Origin of the sequence: Alteromonas pelagimontana (assembly GCF_002499975.2) — a bacterium.
Lineage (GTDB): Bacteria > Pseudomonadota > Gammaproteobacteria > Enterobacterales > Alteromonadaceae > Alteromonas > Alteromonas pelagimontana.
On the sequence record NZ_CP052766.1, the window covers coordinates 3,924,391 to 3,940,216 of the forward strand.

The 15,826-nt window shown below is 45.8% G+C and carries 17 protein-coding genes and 1 other RNA gene; 8 read left to right on the top strand and 10 right to left on the bottom strand.

The annotated features are described in order from the left end of the window. Positions 1 to 94 precede the first annotated feature (94 nt). Positions 95 to 730 carry a hypothetical protein gene (locus tag CA267_RS17295; protein ID WP_075609628.1) on the top strand — a complete coding sequence of 212 codons (636 nt, stop codon included), beginning with the start codon at positions 95 to 97 and terminating at the stop codon, positions 728 to 730. Then, positions 727 to 1,536, top strand: coding sequence for a DUF3307 domain-containing protein (locus CA267_RS17300; RefSeq protein WP_075609627.1), 810 nt, complete (start codon positions 727 to 729; stop codon positions 1,534 to 1,536). Before CA267_RS17295 ends, CA267_RS17300 begins: the two co-directional genes overlap by 4 nt. A gap of 48 nt (positions 1,537 to 1,584) precedes the next feature. Here CA267_RS17300 and CA267_RS17305 read toward each other — a convergent pair whose 3' ends face one another. After that, entirely contained in the window at positions 1,585 to 2,091 is a 507-nt protein-coding gene (locus CA267_RS17305; RefSeq protein ID WP_075609626.1) for a retropepsin-like aspartic protease family protein, read from the bottom strand. 294 nt (positions 2,092 to 2,385) lie between these two features. Here CA267_RS17305 and CA267_RS17310 point away from each other — a divergent pair, with 294 nt between their 5' ends. Beyond that, on the top strand, positions 2,386 to 2,760 hold the full coding sequence (locus CA267_RS17310; RefSeq protein ID WP_097349239.1) for a hypothetical protein: 375 nt from the start codon (positions 2,386 to 2,388) through the stop codon (positions 2,758 to 2,760). A gap of 370 nt (positions 2,761 to 3,130) precedes the next feature. On the opposite strand, the gene hmpA is transcribed toward CA267_RS17310, so the two are convergent. Genes hmpA through CA267_RS17325 form a run of 3 tightly spaced genes read right to left on the bottom strand, consistent with a single transcriptional unit; the run spans position 3,131 to position 5,737 of the window. Next, entirely contained in the window at positions 3,131 to 4,318 is a 1,188-nt protein-coding gene (gene hmpA, locus CA267_RS17315) for an NO-inducible flavohemoprotein (protein WP_075609625.1), read from the bottom strand. A 16-nt stretch (positions 4,319 to 4,334) separates the two neighbouring features. Then, the gene (locus CA267_RS17320; RefSeq protein ID WP_075609624.1) at positions 4,335 to 5,495 is read right to left on the bottom strand and encodes an NnrS family protein; all 1,161 of its coding nucleotides are present in this window, start codon (positions 5,493 to 5,495) and stop codon (positions 4,335 to 4,337) included. 2 nt (positions 5,496 to 5,497) lie between these two features. After that, positions 5,498 to 5,737 carry a hypothetical protein gene (locus CA267_RS17325; protein ID WP_083638469.1) on the bottom strand — a complete coding sequence of 80 codons (240 nt, stop codon included), beginning with the start codon at positions 5,735 to 5,737 and terminating at the stop codon, positions 5,498 to 5,500. A gap of 151 nt (positions 5,738 to 5,888) precedes the next feature. Between CA267_RS17325 and norR the strand changes: the two genes are divergently transcribed. After that, positions 5,889 to 7,457: a nitric oxide reductase transcriptional regulator NorR gene (gene norR, locus CA267_RS17330; RefSeq protein WP_075609622.1), complete on the top strand. Its 1,569-nt coding sequence runs from the start codon at positions 5,889 to 5,891 to the stop codon at positions 7,455 to 7,457. Positions 7,458 to 7,739: 282 nt separating this feature from the next. Further along, positions 7,740 to 8,189 (top strand): azurin, encoded by a 450-nt coding sequence (azu, locus tag CA267_RS17335; protein ID WP_321174023.1) that lies wholly within the window; start codon positions 7,740 to 7,742, stop codon positions 8,187 to 8,189. Positions 8,190 to 8,501: 312 nt separating this feature from the next. On the opposite strand, the gene ssrA is transcribed toward azu, so the two are convergent. The 3 genes from ssrA to CA267_RS17350 all read right to left on the bottom strand — a co-directional run bounded on the left by ssrA (position 8,502) and on the right by CA267_RS17350 (position 10,281). After that, positions 8,502 to 8,858: a transfer-messenger RNA gene (gene ssrA / locus CA267_RS17340) on the bottom strand. A 261-nt stretch (positions 8,859 to 9,119) separates the two neighbouring features. Further along, complete coding sequence (locus CA267_RS17345; RefSeq protein WP_075609621.1) at positions 9,120 to 9,434, bottom strand: DMT family transporter; 315 nt, start codon at positions 9,432 to 9,434, stop codon at positions 9,120 to 9,122. A 442-nt stretch (positions 9,435 to 9,876) separates the two neighbouring features. Then, complete coding sequence (locus CA267_RS17350) at positions 9,877 to 10,281, bottom strand: SRPBCC family protein (RefSeq protein ID WP_075609620.1); 405 nt, start codon at positions 10,279 to 10,281, stop codon at positions 9,877 to 9,879. A 262-nt stretch (positions 10,282 to 10,543) separates the two neighbouring features. On the opposite strand from CA267_RS17350, the gene CA267_RS17355 reads away from it, so the two are divergent. Continuing rightward, complete coding sequence (locus CA267_RS17355) at positions 10,544 to 11,800, top strand: oxidoreductase (protein WP_075609619.1); 1,257 nt, start codon at positions 10,544 to 10,546, stop codon at positions 11,798 to 11,800. A gap of 24 nt (positions 11,801 to 11,824) precedes the next feature. On the opposite strand, the gene smpB is transcribed toward CA267_RS17355, so the two are convergent. Further along, complete coding sequence (gene smpB / locus CA267_RS17360) at positions 11,825 to 12,301, bottom strand: SsrA-binding protein SmpB (protein WP_075610086.1); 477 nt, start codon at positions 12,299 to 12,301, stop codon at positions 11,825 to 11,827. 173 nt (positions 12,302 to 12,474) lie between these two features. Here smpB and CA267_RS17365 point away from each other — a divergent pair, with 173 nt between their 5' ends. Further along, a complete protein-coding gene (locus tag CA267_RS17365) occupies positions 12,475 to 12,903 on the top strand; it encodes a type II toxin-antitoxin system RatA family toxin (protein WP_075609618.1) in 429 nt (142 codons plus the stop codon). Positions 12,904 to 12,914: 11 nt separating this feature from the next. Continuing rightward, a complete protein-coding gene (locus CA267_RS17370) occupies positions 12,915 to 13,247 on the top strand; it encodes an RnfH family protein (protein WP_408609397.1) in 333 nt (110 codons plus the stop codon). 2 nt (positions 13,248 to 13,249) lie between these two features. Here CA267_RS17370 and CA267_RS17375 read toward each other — a convergent pair whose 3' ends face one another. Next, entirely contained in the window at positions 13,250 to 13,729 is a 480-nt protein-coding gene (locus CA267_RS17375) for a MarR family winged helix-turn-helix transcriptional regulator (protein ID WP_075609616.1), read from the bottom strand. Between the two features lie 33 nt (positions 13,730 to 13,762). Continuing rightward, positions 13,763 to 15,772 carry a BCCT family transporter gene (locus CA267_RS17380; RefSeq protein ID WP_075609615.1) on the bottom strand — a complete coding sequence of 670 codons (2,010 nt, stop codon included), beginning with the start codon at positions 15,770 to 15,772 and terminating at the stop codon, positions 13,763 to 13,765. Positions 15,773 to 15,826 lie beyond the last annotated feature (54 nt).

The following is a 15,826-nucleotide window of genomic DNA, read 5'->3' on the forward strand; positions in this document are numbered from 1 at the left end:
TTATGTTACTTAGTATGGTAACTTTTAAATTTGTGACTTATAATACTCCCACACTAAAAGATTAACTTGTACAACAAAGCAGGTGGTGAGCAAAATGGAAAAAAACGCTATCGGTGTTCTCACCGGCGACATCGTCAATTCTCAAAAAATTCCCCCTGAACATTACGAAAAATTGTTGTATGCCCTGAACAGTACGTTTTCCCAGTTAGAAAAACGTTGTTCCATTAAATTCGATATCTTTCGGGGTGATTCTTTCCAGATTATCTTCGATAATCCGTCAGAGGCAATCGAGGGCGCCATTATACTGCGCTTGGCATTAAAGACATCAGAGCCTGCATTTAGCGTTAGACAAAGTATCGGAATTGGCAAAGCAATGCTGCTGCGTCACGATGTCAAAAGCTCAACCGGCGAAGCCTTTGTGCTTTCAGGGAAAGGATTAGACAGCATGAAAAACGCGTACCTCACTATAAATAGTAACGACAAACTGCTTCAGAATAAGCTGACATTACTGACTAAATTTGTGGACGCGCATCTTTTGGGGTTAACCACAATACAGGCTGAAACCTTGCTGTGTTACATAACTTCAGCCAACCAGTCACATGAAGCGGTTGCGAAAAAGCTAAAAAAAACACGCAGCAACACTACCAAGCTACTGCTCGCCAGCCGTTATCAACTTATTGATGAATACTGCGATTACTTCAAAGAAAGTGTAAAGGAAATGAACCTATGAACGAATGGGTTTTACTCAGCATGTTAGTATTGGCTCATCTGGTAGGGGATTTTTATCTGCAGCCGTATAGGTGGGTAGCCAGCCGTAATAGAGATCACCATAAATCCCCACAACTTACTGCGCATGCTTTGGTGCATGGAATACTAACGCTAACGGTTCTGTTATTATTTACCGATGAAAAGGTTGGCGCTACGGTAATTTTAGCGGCAACTGTTTTCGCTAGCCACTGGCTAATTGATTGGATTAAGTCTTATCAAAGGCCTCAGAGTATGCGCGCATTTCTTGCTGATCAGGTTGCCCACGCGCTGGTGTTAATAGGGGTATGGATAATTGCCACCGAACAAGTGCCTGCCTTCATAAAACTGGTAAATTCACCCAGTCTGTCATACAAGCACATAGTAGTTGTGGTTGCTTATCTCATTATTCTAAAGCCTACCTCCGTAATCATTACAATGCTCCTCGAACCCTGGACAAAGCAGCTAACTGAGCATGCTAAACCTTCGCCTAAACAGGATGTAGCGCGAGAAAAATTACCGGACACCGAAGGATCGCTGGCATCGGCAGGAAAAGGGATCGGATATCTGGAGCGAATATTGATCCTGACCTTTATTCTACTTAATCAGTTCTCTGCCATTGGTTTTCTAATGGCGGCTAAGTCAGTATTTCGTTTTGGCGATTTGCGGCAGGATCAGGACAAGAAGCTCACAGAATATGTAATGTTAGGCACGCTTATCAGCTTCACCGTTACCATTATGGTTGGCATTCTCACTACCGCCATTGTCAGTCAGCTACCAACGGGAAAATAAGAAAGTAAAGGGAGCGTGTAGACGTTCCTGCTGACCGGATTTCCTACTTCAGGAGCGGGGCAATGAAGCCACAGTCTCTGCTTCATTCTCTAACGCAGATTCAATACAGTTGGAAACCGCCAATCGCGGCGGGTTCATATGCATAGCAAAGGGAGCAATGCGAGAAAGCACACTCATGCCTAAAATGTTATTGCCCTTGTCAATCACTGCCACTTCTACGTCATTGAAATCACAAGACTCCCCCAACTGAAAGTGCGAAACGCGATACAGCCTGACCTTTTGAATTTTACCGTTTGCCAGGCGAGCGGCAGACACTCCAGCGGGTACAGCATCGCCGAGCTTATTTAGTCTTTGGAAAGTTTCTTTATTAACTGTCACCATGCCCGAACCCGTATCTACCATAAAATTTGTGGTGAGGGACGAGCCAAAGGACGCCTCAACATAAAGTGTCCCTCCTGAACTGGCAAGAAGAGTAAGTTCATGATCAAAATCTTTTCCCACTACGGACGGGGTGACCACTATCAACATCAGTAGCAGTGCGCACCATTTTGTCATCGCTATTCCCCATATCTAATGGGAATAACAATGGCAATTTTAAGGCCGTTTACTATCTTATTGAAAGCACAGGGAATTATTTTTACGGCGCGATCAAGGCGAAACACATTGGTGCACCACAAATTAAACAATGCGCAGTATAGGTGCAGCTTCATAGAAGAAGATTCCGTTATAGCCGTTAGGTGATAGGTAACTGCTATCATGAAACGCCATTATTATTATTGTTCTCAAATATATAATAGTGAGGTTAATCAAACATCTTGGTAAACGTCACAATTGCTGGTGGAGACGAATATGACAATGAAAACTTTAGCCTTACTAAGCGGAATGTGTGTGATTGCCCTTCCAGGAGGGGCCAGCGCACAAGCCACGCATGAAAGCCAAGCAGTAGACACCGTGCGGGTGCAGGTAGTAGATCGCACCGGCAAACCGCCATTCACGCGTAAATTTGAAACCTTGCCTGTACAAGATGTCGCGCAGTTTGAAGCCCTTTCCCAGGAAAACGCCATGGAATGGGTAGAAGTGAGAACAGTAGATATGTCAGGTAAACCGCCTTATCAAAGAAAAGTAGAACGGCTCCGGGTTATCGATATTGCTCAATTTGAAGAAATCAAGAATCAAGACAGCACAGATTATAGTGGCCGCCCGCCTTTTAAACGGCACCGGTAAGTAAGTGTGAGGAAAGTCCAGTTGTGCAAGGACGCTAGCAACTAGATGAACTCCTGTTTTGTACACAGAAGCATTTAAGCGTATTTGAATATCAAACATAAAAGCGTGCGAGGCGCGATAACATGCTTTTCTTAAGAAATTGCGCTTAAACGTCTTCATCGCGTAACGAGAGTTTAACCTCTGTTTTTTAAGCTGCGCCAGAGACATGGGCGGTAACAGCGGCACAAACCATCATTCAGGGGAAAAATCATTCAATATGACTCTGCTGGCGCATCCCAGCTCCAGCAGCTAATTTCAAGAATTTTTATCTGCCATTCGAGAAAACTTCGCGATCTTGCCCCGAGAATGTGGGGCAACAAATTATCGACAGTTACAGGTCGTCGTGGGGGCCAAATACTTCGTAAAAAATATTTGCTTCATTAACACCCATGGCTATCAGCTGGTGCTTAATGAACGCCATAAAGCCGGTGGGGCCACAGAGATAAAATTCGCCATCTGCAAGGGGTAAATCATGGGCAACGGGAGAGAGCTCCATTAGCCCCTGGTATACTCCAGTTTCCTCGTGGGGCTGTATATACCAGAACATCGGCGCGATAGATATTCCTGTTGCAGCGAGTTCTTCTATCCTTGTTTTAAAAGAATGCTGACGCGCAGATTCACAAGCGTGCAGGAAGTAAACGCTGCGTTCCGGATTGTCGGCTTTCATTGTTTCTAACATCGACATCATCGGCGTGAGCCCGACGCCTGCTGATATTAACACTGCAGGTTTGTGGCTATCGCGAAGATAAAAAGCGCCAGCAGGTGGATACACATCAAGTGTATCTCCTTCTTTGATAGCTTCATGGAGATAATGTGAAACAATGCCTTTTTCGGGATTTGTTTCCCGCTTAACGCTAATACGATAGGTCTCACCGTTAGGCTTATCAGAAAGGGAATACTGGCGAATCTGGTTGTGTACTTCTGTAACCGGTTTGATACTAACGCCTAAATACTGCCCCGGCGTATAGGTTATGACTGGTTTGCCGTCAACGGGTTTTAGCCGGAAGCTGGTTACCAGGTCCGACTCTACTTTTTTCTCAGCTACTTTAAATGAGCGCAGGCCGTACCAGCCACCTTGTTTTTGACGAGACATTTCATAAAGTGCTGCTTCTTTACCAATGAGAATATCGGCAAGAAACTGGTAAGCCTCGCTCCAGGCTTGCTCAACGTCAGGAGTAAATGCTTCAGGCGCCAACTCGCGGAGTGTCTCGATTAAATGATGCCCTACAATCGCGTACTGTTCGGGTTGTATAAAAAATATGGTGTGTTTGTGTGCAACGCGTTCAACCAGAGGGGCAAGCGCATCAAGATTGTCAATGTTCTTAGCATAAGCAGCAATAGCGCTGAACAAAGCGAATGGCTGTTTACCGGTTTTCTGATTGCTAATGTTAAAAGTGTCTTTAAGTTCAGGATTATGTCTGAACATGCGGTTGTAAAAATAGTCGGTCACCGACGTCCCAGCTGATTCCAGCAACGGGATGGTGGATTTTACGGTATGGATTGTGTGTTGGCTAAGCATCAAACTGTCCTGTAGGTTAGGCTTCATCAATTCGGGGACGAAGCAAAATAGCGCCAAAGCGAATAACAAAAAGTGAGATAACAAATGCGGCTCCCCACGCTGTAATCGACCAGATAAGCGGCGGAGAGGGAAACAGAAACGCCAGCATACGTATGAACGCAATGCCGAAAAGCAGAATTAAAGCCAGGCCGAAATAGCGAGGCGCTCGAACAACGCGGCCTGTGTGACCCAGCGACACCCGAACCATGATGGCTAGCATCATGCTGCTCATAGCGCCAATGGTGATAAGGTGTAGCGCATCGTTAAACGGCACGAAGAACGCGAAAAAACTAATGCCGCAAAATAACAGCCCTAGACTCATGAACCCGAAAGCAACGTACAACGACCATAAGAGCGGGTGATGCCATATTCCTTTGGTGTGCCAACTGATCAACAGCGTGGCGTTAAGAAAACCTGCGGCTATCAGCCAGTAACCTGGAAGTGAGGAAACGGCAAACCATTTCGAAGTAAAAAAGGAAACGACGCTCACTGCGGTAATAACAAAGGTCAATTTCTCCAGCCGTGGTCGCCGGCGGACCTGATAACCCGCAACTGCTCGCTGGGTGAAAAACGGTAGTATTTTGCTACCTATCAATCCAATCAGCACACAAAATAGCAAAACGGCGGTAGTCAATAACACCTGCACTTCCTGTTGAGCTCCTTCACGTTGTAAAATAAGCATGCTGATATCAACCATAGCCATAACGAAGAAGATGAGGAAATGACCGGCGTAAGTGCCAGACTGTTTGTGAAGCAACTGACGGTAAAGCGCGGCAAGGGCGGACACCCACCAGGTAAGATGTACGCCGATAAAAATTGCATTATGGGAATGAAGAAAAGGAATAAAAAAGGTAAACCGACACAACAGCCACAGCGCCAACAGGAATAGCTGGTAGGACAATAGGGTTGCCTGCTTACCGGTCCAGTGGCGGGCTGCGGTGAAAATAAATCCAAAAGCTACAGGCACAGCAAAACCAAATAGCATCTCGTGAGCGTGCCAGAACACAGGATTGACAGATAGCGTAAAGCCATGCAGAAAGAACTGCCCCCACAACAACAGAGCGAGGACCGCCCACACACTGGAAGCAAGAAAAAACAATCTGAACGGAGCACAAGCGAATCGGTTGTTTATCTTCACGGTTATCTTACTTCCATGCGTAATTCGTGCAGCGCAACGCACCGCGACACGTAGCTTATTTTAAGAGCAGCGGCGATAACGATCATCAATATATGGCTGGCGATTTGAGTGGGAACCGAAAAATATTCAGAGAACGGGTAACAAATCAGTACGGTAGACACGAGTAGCATCAGCGTTATTGCCATGGCGATATTAGACATTCGTAGTAGGCGAATATAGCGATTGTTAAAGGCAGAATTCATTATCATCTCCGATAGTTGGCTACTAGAGAATTGCACAGCTAATGCCAATATTGTTTCCGCCTAATTTTCAATAACATAAATAAATAAATTTGCTCTTTGAGTCAAAGTGACTCATAGTGAAGGTGTGTCTTTTTGACTCACATGGGTTTATATGAATAACGACAATGTTCATCTGCTACTTAAAATTGCCGTGGATTTGGCAAACAGCCTGAACAACGAAGATCGTTTTGGGCGACTACTGACTACGGTAAGAAAAGTAATAGCATGCGATGCGGTAGCGTTAATGCGAAAGCAGGACGGGCTTTTGATCCCTTTAGCTGTCCAAGGATTGGCTCCGGGCACAATGGGAAGAAGGTTTGACATTGACGCTCATCCTCGGTTAGAGCAAATCTGTGCAGACACCTTGCCCACCCGTTTTCCATCCGACAGTAATCTTCCTGATCCCTTTGATGGTCTATTGTCCAGCCCGGAAGATGATTTAGCTGTACATTCCTGTCTAGGATTGCCTTTGCACTCTGATGGCGAATTGATAGGCGTGTTGTCCATGGACAGTCTGGCGCCACAGGCTTTCGACAAGATTAGTGATGACACTCTGGAAATTCTCGCGGCGCTGTCGAGCGCTACGTTAAAGTCGGCGCTGTTGCTAGCAACGTTGCAAGAGTCCGCATCGCATGCCAGCCAGCTTGTATCCGAACTCACCCAGGACGTATTTGCAAAAGATGGCGGTGAAATGATTGGCACAAGTACAGCGATGCAGAAGCTGAAAGCCGATATTTCTCTTGTGTCGCCGTCCGATTTTACCGTGCTTATTACAGGCGAAACTGGTGTGGGAAAGGAGCTAGTTGCCCGAAATGTGCATTATCATTCGTTGCGTAAGCATCAGCCTTTGGTTTACCTGAACTGCGCCGCTCTAACAGAAACATTGGCGGAATCCGAATTATTCGGTCACGTCAAAGGAGCTTTTACGGGAGCTGACAGAGACAGAGTGGGGAAATTCCAGCTCGCCAACGGCGGAACACTGTTTCTGGATGAAGTTGGCGAACTTTCTCTCAATATTCAAAGTAAGTTGCTTCGAGCGTTACAAGGCGGGGAGATACAACCCGTGGGTAGAGACGAGATCCAACTTGTGAATGTTCGCGTTATTGCTGCCACCAATCGCAATTTACTCGCAGAAGCTGATAAGGGCAATTTCCGGCTAGACTTATACCATCGCCTGGCAATTTATCCAATCAGTGTACCGCCGCTAAAAGAACGTAAAAGTGACATCCTGCTACTGGCAAACTATTTTTTGGAACGGCTTGCAAGAAAGCTGGGATTTCGTCAGCTCAGTCTAACGTCTTCTGCAGAATTAGCCTTACAACAATACTCCTGGCCAGGTAACGTAAGAGAACTTGAACATTCCCTTAGTCGTGCGGCAATTAATGTACAAAGAAAGAAATCGTCAGAGGCGATAGTCCCCATTGATGCAGATTCTTTGAGTCTTCCCTTTGAACAAACAGAAGTGCCAGCTCGAATTGAACCTCGCGCAGCTGACCTACAAACGCAGTCGATAAGCCTAAGAGATGAGACCGAAGCATTTCAGCGTGCGATCATCCGCGACGCGTTGCAAAGCAATGGCTTTAACTGGACCGCGGCAGCAGAGGCGGTAAGCATGGATAGAGCGAACCTGGCAAGATTGGCTAAGCGATTAGGCATTACCGTGGAAAAAGCCTTAAGGTAAGCGGGCGAACTGTTAATGCTGGCCCGCTATGGGGAAGCCACCGCGGTGTAGCTACAGTTATAGAGTCTTTCCACGATTATCCGGCAGCGCTTCGACCGGTAAATTACCTTTCAGCTGAGCGGAGGTAATCTGGATTATTTTCGTCCTGCTCTAAAACTGTTGCTCACATAACAAATCAAAAAACGTATATCTTCCGTTTAAACTCATATTGAACCTGCCTCCAACGCAGTTAATTTGCGAAAGAGGCAGTTTTTATTTTTCTTTAACCTGGAGAACAAAACCGTGAAGATTAAATATCTGGCAATACCTTTTGCGTGTGCAGCCATGGCAACGTCGGCAATGGCTGCCGAGTGCGAAGTTAACATCGATAGCACTGACGCGATGAAGTACGATAAAAACGAATTTGTCATCGACAAATCGTGCGAAGAGTTCACCGTTAATCTTACTCACTCAGGAAAGCTTCCTAAAAATGCGATGGGGCATAACGTTGTAATCACTAAAGCATCTAATGCACAAGCCGTGGCGAGTGATGGTATGACAGCAGGCTTAGATAATGACTACATTAAACCCGATGACGAACGGGTCATTGCTCATACCGAAATTATTGGCGGAGGTGAAAAAACATCTGTTACGTTTCAGGTAGATAAAATAAAACCAGAAGAAGATTATATGTTCTTTTGCTCCTTCCCCGGACACATTGCGGTTATGAAAGGAACAGTAAAATTGCAGTAGCAAACTCGTGAGGAAAACGTTGGTAGTAGTACTACCTAATTCTTGAGAATCGTAGATGTCACTGGATAATAAATCTCAGGAGACAATGAGGCTCTACACCTTACCGGTTAGAGCCTTTTTTGTGGTCTTTGGCTAACCCTGCATATGGTGAAGCTACCAAGAATATCCTCAGCGCTTTTCAAGGCGCTGACCCTCTGGGCGCCGGCGACGTGCGAATTGTCCCCAACGGTTTGTGAACCAAAGCAATCTTTATTCAACGGCAACCAGCACAAACAAAAAACCCCACGTCTTACGACGCAGGGCCTTATCATTTGGTGGAGCTGGCGGGATTTGAACCCGCGTCCAGAAAATGTCTACCTTTGGTACTACATGCTTATTTTGTCTTTTATTTAACTATTTCGGTCTCCGACAAACAGGATACGTCATAGCTGTCCTGATACTATTTCGCGGTTCAACCTCAGGAAAGTTTCCCTCGCTAGTTTGCTTATATGACCTTCCGAACCCTCGCTAGCAAACAAAGCTGAGGTGGAAGGGCCTATGCCGGGTATTAAGCGGCTAGTGCGTAAGTTTCGTCGTTTGCGACTATTTAAATGCGGCTTTTTAAGAGGCAAACCGCTCCTCTGCATGCACCTCCAGCTTCCTAGATCCTGTCGAATCCTAATCAGCCCCGAGGACGTCCTATTGCTAGGTACGTCAAAACTTACTAACTTGCGGTAAGCTTTGATTTAAAAGCGATCTTACACTGAACTGCACCACAGTACAACAACGAACTTCAGTACTGTAAGTGAACGCACCATTCACATCCTGGTAAAACGTAAGAACTTCTCCCTTTTCCATATTGTATGAACGCTTTGAAGGTAAAAAGTTCACACAGAAGTTCTCGAAGCCGCGGGTAAGCCGTAGGTAACCAGCTTTAAATTCCGGCTTTCATTACGAAGCCAGTTTTAAACCGATTACTCCCAAAAGAATCAGCCCAATGCTGGCAAGCTTTAACAGACTTACTGATTCATGAAAAAATACTATTCCCGCTATTGCGGTGCCGACGGCGCCAATGCCAACCCATACGCCATAGGCCACGCCTAACGGCAGGGTTCTCAGCGACAATCCCAACAGTAAAAAGCTGATTATCAGGCAGAATAATGTTAAAGCAGAAGGAAGTGGTTTGGTAAAACCGTCCGCATATTTTAGGCCTGCAGCCCATGCGACTTCACTAATGCCAGCGAAGAAAAGAATTATCCATGCCATAAGGTTCACCCCGAAAAATTGGGGTCGTCCCCAGAATTAAAGTGAGCGGTAAGGTCGTCCTTACTTCATAATAGAATAAAAGCCATAAGACCAGCAGTCTGTAAAGGCCAACGACGTTCTATAGGTTTGCCAATTTCACCGGATTAAAAACCAGTCTCGCAAAGTAATTTTCTATAGCAACGACAGCAGCTGCAATGCCGCCAAAAAGCATTAGCCGAAGCTAAGCGCGTCACGGTTATGCGAAATACTATCTCGCCATAGGTAAAACCCGCCACTGAGTATATATAAAAAATAATAACAACCGCAGCGACTAGCGCTCACATGCTTGCTGTTAGCAACAATAGCCCGAGTATTTCTGTTTCAACTTTAGCATACCGATATAATTTCATTTTGCTTTCTCCCTAAAGCAGATCAGGAGGGGGAGGGGTTAACTGTAGTACGATTAACCCGCGGCCGATTCAAGCAGTTCTTTTAGCGTCTGCAAATCATTGCTAATGGCCAGTTTATCTGCAGCAAATTCGTCATCTGTCATACCCGGGTGGCGGAAAAGCGTAAATATCAATTCGCTACCTTCACCATTAGGTACAACTCGCATTGGGTTGTGAAAAGTTTCGCCCGACTCAAGCTCTACGTCGTGATCCATCACACCTAACGCGTTTTGCTGAGCGAACCTGATTTTCACTTTCCCAAACGGTGCTTGAGCAATCCAGATATCATTCTCTTGTTGGATTTCAGCCCCTGCAACTCCTGCAGCCCATTGCGGAAGATTGGCCGGATTCCCTGCAAACTGGTATACGGCATCTGGAGGCCGCGCAATAGCGATGCTGATATGTTGCACGTCTTGCATTGAAAAACCTCGTACTAACTAAGCTGTGGGAAGAAGGCGGATGATAGCGCTGCGATAAACGCTTTACTATTCCTACACTATAAGCCACCCAGTTTGAAGTTAAGCATAGCTACTTTTTAGCGCAACCTTCCGTAACTAAAGTTCAAAAATTGTTCACTTCGTTGTTTTTGTTCAAAGTATGAGGACGTCAGAGAATATCAACGGGTGCATTCTTACCTCAGGTCATTTAAAGTATGGCGGCCTTTTCACCGTCGAAGTATCTATGAGCTCAACGTCTATAGTTTACACTCCCTTTACCCTGCCTTGTGGTAAAACCGTGCGCAACCGTTTGGTCAAGGCGGCGATGGAAGAAAATATGTCAGGGCGCTGGCTGTTACCTGACCACGCATTGTTTTCCCTTTACCGCTATTGGGCTCATGGCGGCCTGGGGATGATAATCACCGGCAACGTTATGATTGATCGCCATGCTATGACTGGCCCGGGTGGCGTAGCGCTTGAGGCTGATTCACCCATTGAACCATTTATACAATGGGCAAAAATTATTAGATCCGGCGGCGCCCTCGCCATTATGCAAATTAATCATCCCGGGCGACAGGTGTTAAAAGCTATGAGGGATACAGCGTTGGCTCCTTCTGCAATTAGCTTGAATATGGGGCGGCATTCAAGTTTATTTGCAAAACCGATAGCCATGCAGGGCAGTGATATTCACACAATTTGCGCCCGTTTTGTTACCACTGCAGTGAGAGCGAAAGAGGCTGGCTTTGATGGTGTTGAAATTCATGCGGCTCATGGTTATCTGCTAACGCAGTTTCTGTCGCCGTTGTGGAACCAGCGTGAAGATGAATGGGGTGGAAACTTACTGAATCGCGCCCGTTTGCTGCTTAACATTGTTTGCCAGATCCGCGCGTGTTGCGGTAGCAATTTCATTATTATGGTGAAACTGAATTCCGCTGATTTTCAGCATGGTGGTTTTGATATTGATGACGCCCAGGTCGTGGTCTCTATGCTTGAAGGCGTAGGGGTGGATGTGGTTGAGCTTACAGGAGGTAGTTACGAATCGCCTGCTATGCAAGGACGAACCCATAACGAACGCACGTTACCTAAAGAAGCTTATTTTCTGGAGTTTGCTAAAAGGATTGCGGCTTCAACATCGCTTCCTGTGATGACAACCGGAGGAATTAGAAGGCTTGCAGTGGCGGAGCGGGTAATTGAACAAGGTTGCGCACTCGCGGGCATGGGCTCAGCCGTGGCATCCACTCCGGATCTGGCGAAGAAATGGCAAATAAAGGCCGATTATCAAGGCGTAGCTCCCGTTTGTCATTGGCGAGACAAAACGTTAGCAAGTTTTGTGAAAATGGCAAAGGTACGGCGGGAGCTTCGAAGGCTGGGAAATGATCTTACGCCTCTTAAACATCCATCTTCTTTTCACAGTTTATTGCTTGACCTACTTCACCGACGCAAAATGACTAAGCGTTACCATACATATATGGCTGCCTGGGCGCAGGAAAAAGAAAAGTAAAAGAGGCAAAAAAATAGTGCTTATTTAAACACTGCTCTTCATTACGCGTTCTTTCTGGCGCTGCCAGTCACGATCTTTAACCGCGTCACGTTTGTCATGAGCGTGCTTACCTTTAGCAAGGTGAATTTCCAGTTTCACCCAGCACTTTTTCCAATACATTGCCGTGGCCACAATGGAATAACCCTCACGTTCGCGGGCACCAATAAGACGGTTAATCTCTTTCTTATTTAGCAACAGCTTACGCGCCCGTTCCGGTTCACAGATGACGTGGGAAGAAGCTTGGGTAAGAGGCGCAATACGACAACCTACCAATAAAGCTTCACCATTTTGGATGATAACGTAGTTGTCAGTAAGATTTACTTTTCCGGCACGAATACTTTTGATTTCCCAACCCTGAAGCGCCATTCCGGCTTCCAGCTTGTCTTCTAAATGATAATCGTGTCGTGCTTTTTTATTCAGCGCGATGGTACCGGTCGAATTTTTAGCTTTGTTCTTTTTCATAGGCGCTATTATACCGATTGCTACGGTAATGTCTTTAATTTCAAAGAGGTGATAATGGGATAATTCATCATATGACAGCAGATATGGGGCAATCTTCAGAAAACAGAAGGGTAGGTGGCGGGAATATCTCATGATAAACTTATTGTTTCCGAAATAAATGCAAGCGAGCGTACATGCCGAGTATCCACCGTAGCGCGTTAGTCGCCTTTAGTGCTGAAGCCATGTTTAATCTGGTTAATGATGTGGAGTCGTACCCGCAGTTTTTACCCGGCTGCAAAGACAGTAAAATTGTGTCTCAGGAAGGGAAAAAAATGAAGGCCTCTTTACTGGTAGCAAAGGCAGGAGTAAAACAATGGTTTACCACTCTTAATACGCTAGAGCCGGCTAAACACATTGAAATGACGCTGATTGAAGGGCCGTTTAAACGGTTAACAGGGGGTTGGACGTTTTCCGAACTATCGGAGACTGCTTGTAAAATTGAGCTGAATCTTGAGTTTGAATTCAGCAATAAGCTGACCGAACTGGCTTTTGGCAAAATTTTTAACAGCCTGGCTTCTAGTATGGTCAATGCCTTCACCGAACGTGCGAGAATGGTTTACTGATGGCGCCCAGAATGCTTAACATTGAAGTAGCGTATGCCTTGCCGACAAAGCAGTCTCTAATAGAATTAGCGGTTGCTGAAGGGACGACAGTAGAAGAAGCAATAGCCGCATCTCGAATTAGCGATTTGTACCCCGATCTTGATTTAAATGCGACAAAGGTAGGGATTTGGAGTCGCGTAGTAAAGCTGAAAGATACCGTAAAAGATGGAGACAGAATTGAAATTTATCGCAGTTTAATTGCTGATCCCAAAGAAGTGCGTAAACGCCGCGCCGAAAAAGCGAAAGAAGAGGGGAGAGCCGATAAGGTCACCGGTGGGCGACCCAATCCGCAAAAAGCTAAATAAAGCTAAAGAGGCTTATCCATAATATTCCCCACTTCTAAAAACGGCGATGCATCAATATCTTCGGCATCCATCATACTCGCAATTCTTTGCATAGTGGAAACCAGCTGACTTTGCTCCCACTCCTTTAGCTGATTAAACCGTTCTATAAAATGTTCCTGCAATGGCCGCGGCGCATTATGCAGCGCGCTTTTCCCTTCATCAGATAAATATACGCCCACTTTGCGTTTATCCGTCGTGCTGCGAATACGCGTAGCTAATCCCCTGGCTTCCAGCCGATCGAGGATATTGGTGATGGTCGCCGGGCTTAAAGTAATGTTCTCAGCTATTTCCCGTACCATGATGCCGGGGCTGGTTCCAATGTTCTGCATAACCAGCAACTGTGGCCCTGTTAATCCCACATCTCTGCTGAGTTGTTTACTGCGCAGATCTACGGCGCGAATAACCCGCCGTAGTGCGACCAGTAGCTCTTCTTCTTTACGCATCTAAAGTAATCCTACTTAACATCTTTTATTGTATCACTTCATTAAATGTAGGAAGTGTTGGTGCTTATGGTAATGATCAATAACATCATTGATAACAGCAAGTTTTGACCACCCCATGATATCGTAATTCTGCCCGCCTTCACTCAGGTGGACCTCGGCGCGATAGTACGTCTGGTCGCCGTCTGTGTCCAATGATTCACCCTCAGTTACGGTAAAATCAGGCTGAGCTGTCGGTGTCGGGTAAACGGCATAAACGAATTCAGGCTCGTCGCCCATGGCGACTGAAAATTTCATATGCTCTTCATCTTCAATGATGACCACTTCGAAATTTTGTTTCTCTAATTCCAGGCCAACTTCTTTAAAAGCGGGTAAAACAACTTTTTTCATAAAGCGGGAAACGGCAACTTTATTTGGATAACTGACAATATTTTCCAGTCGATCTCTCCAGTTCTGGTTTGTCTCGTTATCGGCAGATTGCACGGCGGGAATTTGTAAACTTTCCCGTTTGTACGCTTCAACCCGCAACGCTTTTAACAACCCAAGTAGAGAAACCAGCAGAATTATCGCAAACGGTAACGCCGACGCAATGGTCATTGTCTGTAGGGCATCAAGACCACCAGCGTAAAGTAAGATAGATGCTACCACCCCAACACCTACTGCCCAGTAAATACGCTGCCACACGGGAGTGTTGTTACTTCCGTGGGAACAAAGCATATCCACTACCATAGCGCCTGAATCACAGGATGTAATGAAAAAGATGATTACCATCAGTACGGCAATCACACTTAAAAACTGGCTGAACGGAAAGTTATCCAGAAATACAAATAGCGCTACGGAAGTATCCTGATCCACCATCGACGCAAGCGCGACGTTGTGTTGGGAAAAAACTAAGTCGATAGCACTATTGCCAAATACTGTCATCCACAGCAGTGTGAACAGTGAAGGGATAAGTAGCACACCTAAAATAAACTCACGAATTGTGCGTCCATAAGAAATTCTGGCGATAAATAAGCCAACAAAAGGTGCCCAAGCCAACCACCAGCCCCAGTAAAAGATAGTCCAGCCGCCAATCCAGTCGGTTTTTTCGTAGGCATATAGGTTAAGAGTGTTTCTTACGATATCAGACAAGTATGCGCCAGTGTTTTGCAGATAGGCCTGTAGCAAAAACACCGTTGGTCCAAGTATCAAAATAAAAATAAGCAATGCCACTGCCAGCAGCATGTTCGTTTCCGAAAGGCGACGAATGCCTTTATCAAGCCCGGTTACCACTGAAACTATGGCGATGCAGACTACGCCTGCCATCAGCGAGATCTGCACCGTAGTACTTTTAGGAAGCTCAAATACGTAATTTAGTCCAGCGTTTATTTGCGAGGCGCCCACACCTAAAGAGGTTGCAATCCCGAAAATAGTTGAAGTCACAGCAAAAATGTCAACCAGATGACCAGCCCAACCGTAAATGCGATCGCCAATAAACGGGTATAGTGCAGAACGCAGGGTAAGGGGCAAATTGTGCCGGTAAGCAAAATATCCTAAGACGAGCGCCACCACCGCGTAGATAGCCCACGCATGAATTCCCCAATGAAAAAACGTGGTTTTCATCGCCTCACGCACAGCTTCTACAGAATTCGGATCGGCGGTGGGTGGGTCCATGAAGTGCATTAACGGCTCTGCTACACCGAAGAACATCAATCCGATACCCATCCCCGCCGCAAATAACATCGACAGCCAGGTGGGTAAGGAAAATTCAGGTTTTGAATGGTCAGGTCCGAGGCGGATATTACCGTAGCTGGAAAGCCCAAGAAAAGTGACAAAAAGGACAATTATGGCCACAGCCAGAATATAAAACCAACTACCGTTTTTAATTATCACGTCCAATAAATGCTGGAAAAACGTATTGGCTACCTCGGGCGAGGATACGGCAAAAATAAGTAAAGCGATGATAAGCAGCGACGAGGAAATAAATACAGGTTTATTAAGCTGGCCTGCCTCGGAATCGTTGGCGCTTAACTCTTTAGTATCTTGATCTGAATGAGATGTTTTAATTTTACTTTCCTCCTATCAAAGCCAACATTTTTCTGCTGGAAGACGGTGCTTTTT

Bases quoted from the DNA above. Each gene is read 5' to 3' on its own strand.
- norR (WP_075609622.1), top strand. From the start codon at position 5,889: ATGAATAACGACAATGTTCATCTGCTACTTAAAATTGCCGTGGATTTG.
- CA267_RS17355 (WP_075609619.1), top strand. From the start codon at position 10,544: ATGAGCTCAACGTCTATAGTTTACACTCCCTTTACCCTGCCTTGTGGT.
- CA267_RS17305 (WP_075609626.1), bottom strand. From the start codon at position 2,091: ATGACAAAATGGTGCGCACTGCTACTGATGTTGATAGTGGTCACCCCG.
- CA267_RS17300 (WP_075609627.1), top strand. From the start codon at position 727: ATGAACGAATGGGTTTTACTCAGCATGTTAGTATTGGCTCATCTGGTA.
- CA267_RS17345 (WP_075609621.1), bottom strand. From the start codon at position 9,434: ATGGCATGGATAATTCTTTTCTTCGCTGGCATTAGTGAAGTCGCATGG.
- CA267_RS17325 (WP_083638469.1), bottom strand. From the start codon at position 5,737: ATGAATTCTGCCTTTAACAATCGCTATATTCGCCTACTACGAATGTCT.
- CA267_RS17370 (WP_408609397.1), top strand. From the start codon at position 12,915: ATGCTTAACATTGAAGTAGCGTATGCCTTGCCGACAAAGCAGTCTCTA.
- CA267_RS17295 (WP_075609628.1), top strand. From the start codon at position 95: ATGGAAAAAAACGCTATCGGTGTTCTCACCGGCGACATCGTCAATTCT.
- hmpA (WP_075609625.1), bottom strand. From the start codon at position 4,318: ATGCTTAGCCAACACACAATCCATACCGTAAAATCCACCATCCCGTTG.
- CA267_RS17350 (WP_075609620.1), bottom strand. From the start codon at position 10,281: ATGCAAGACGTGCAACATATCAGCATCGCTATTGCGCGGCCTCCAGAT.
- smpB (WP_075610086.1), bottom strand. From the start codon at position 12,301: ATGAAAAAGAACAAAGCTAAAAATTCGACCGGTACCATCGCGCTGAAT.
- CA267_RS17310 (WP_097349239.1), top strand. From the start codon at position 2,386: ATGACAATGAAAACTTTAGCCTTACTAAGCGGAATGTGTGTGATTGCC.
- CA267_RS17375 (WP_075609616.1), bottom strand. From the start codon at position 13,729: ATGCGTAAAGAAGAAGAGCTACTGGTCGCACTACGGCGGGTTATTCGC.
- CA267_RS17365 (WP_075609618.1), top strand. From the start codon at position 12,475: ATGCCGAGTATCCACCGTAGCGCGTTAGTCGCCTTTAGTGCTGAAGCC.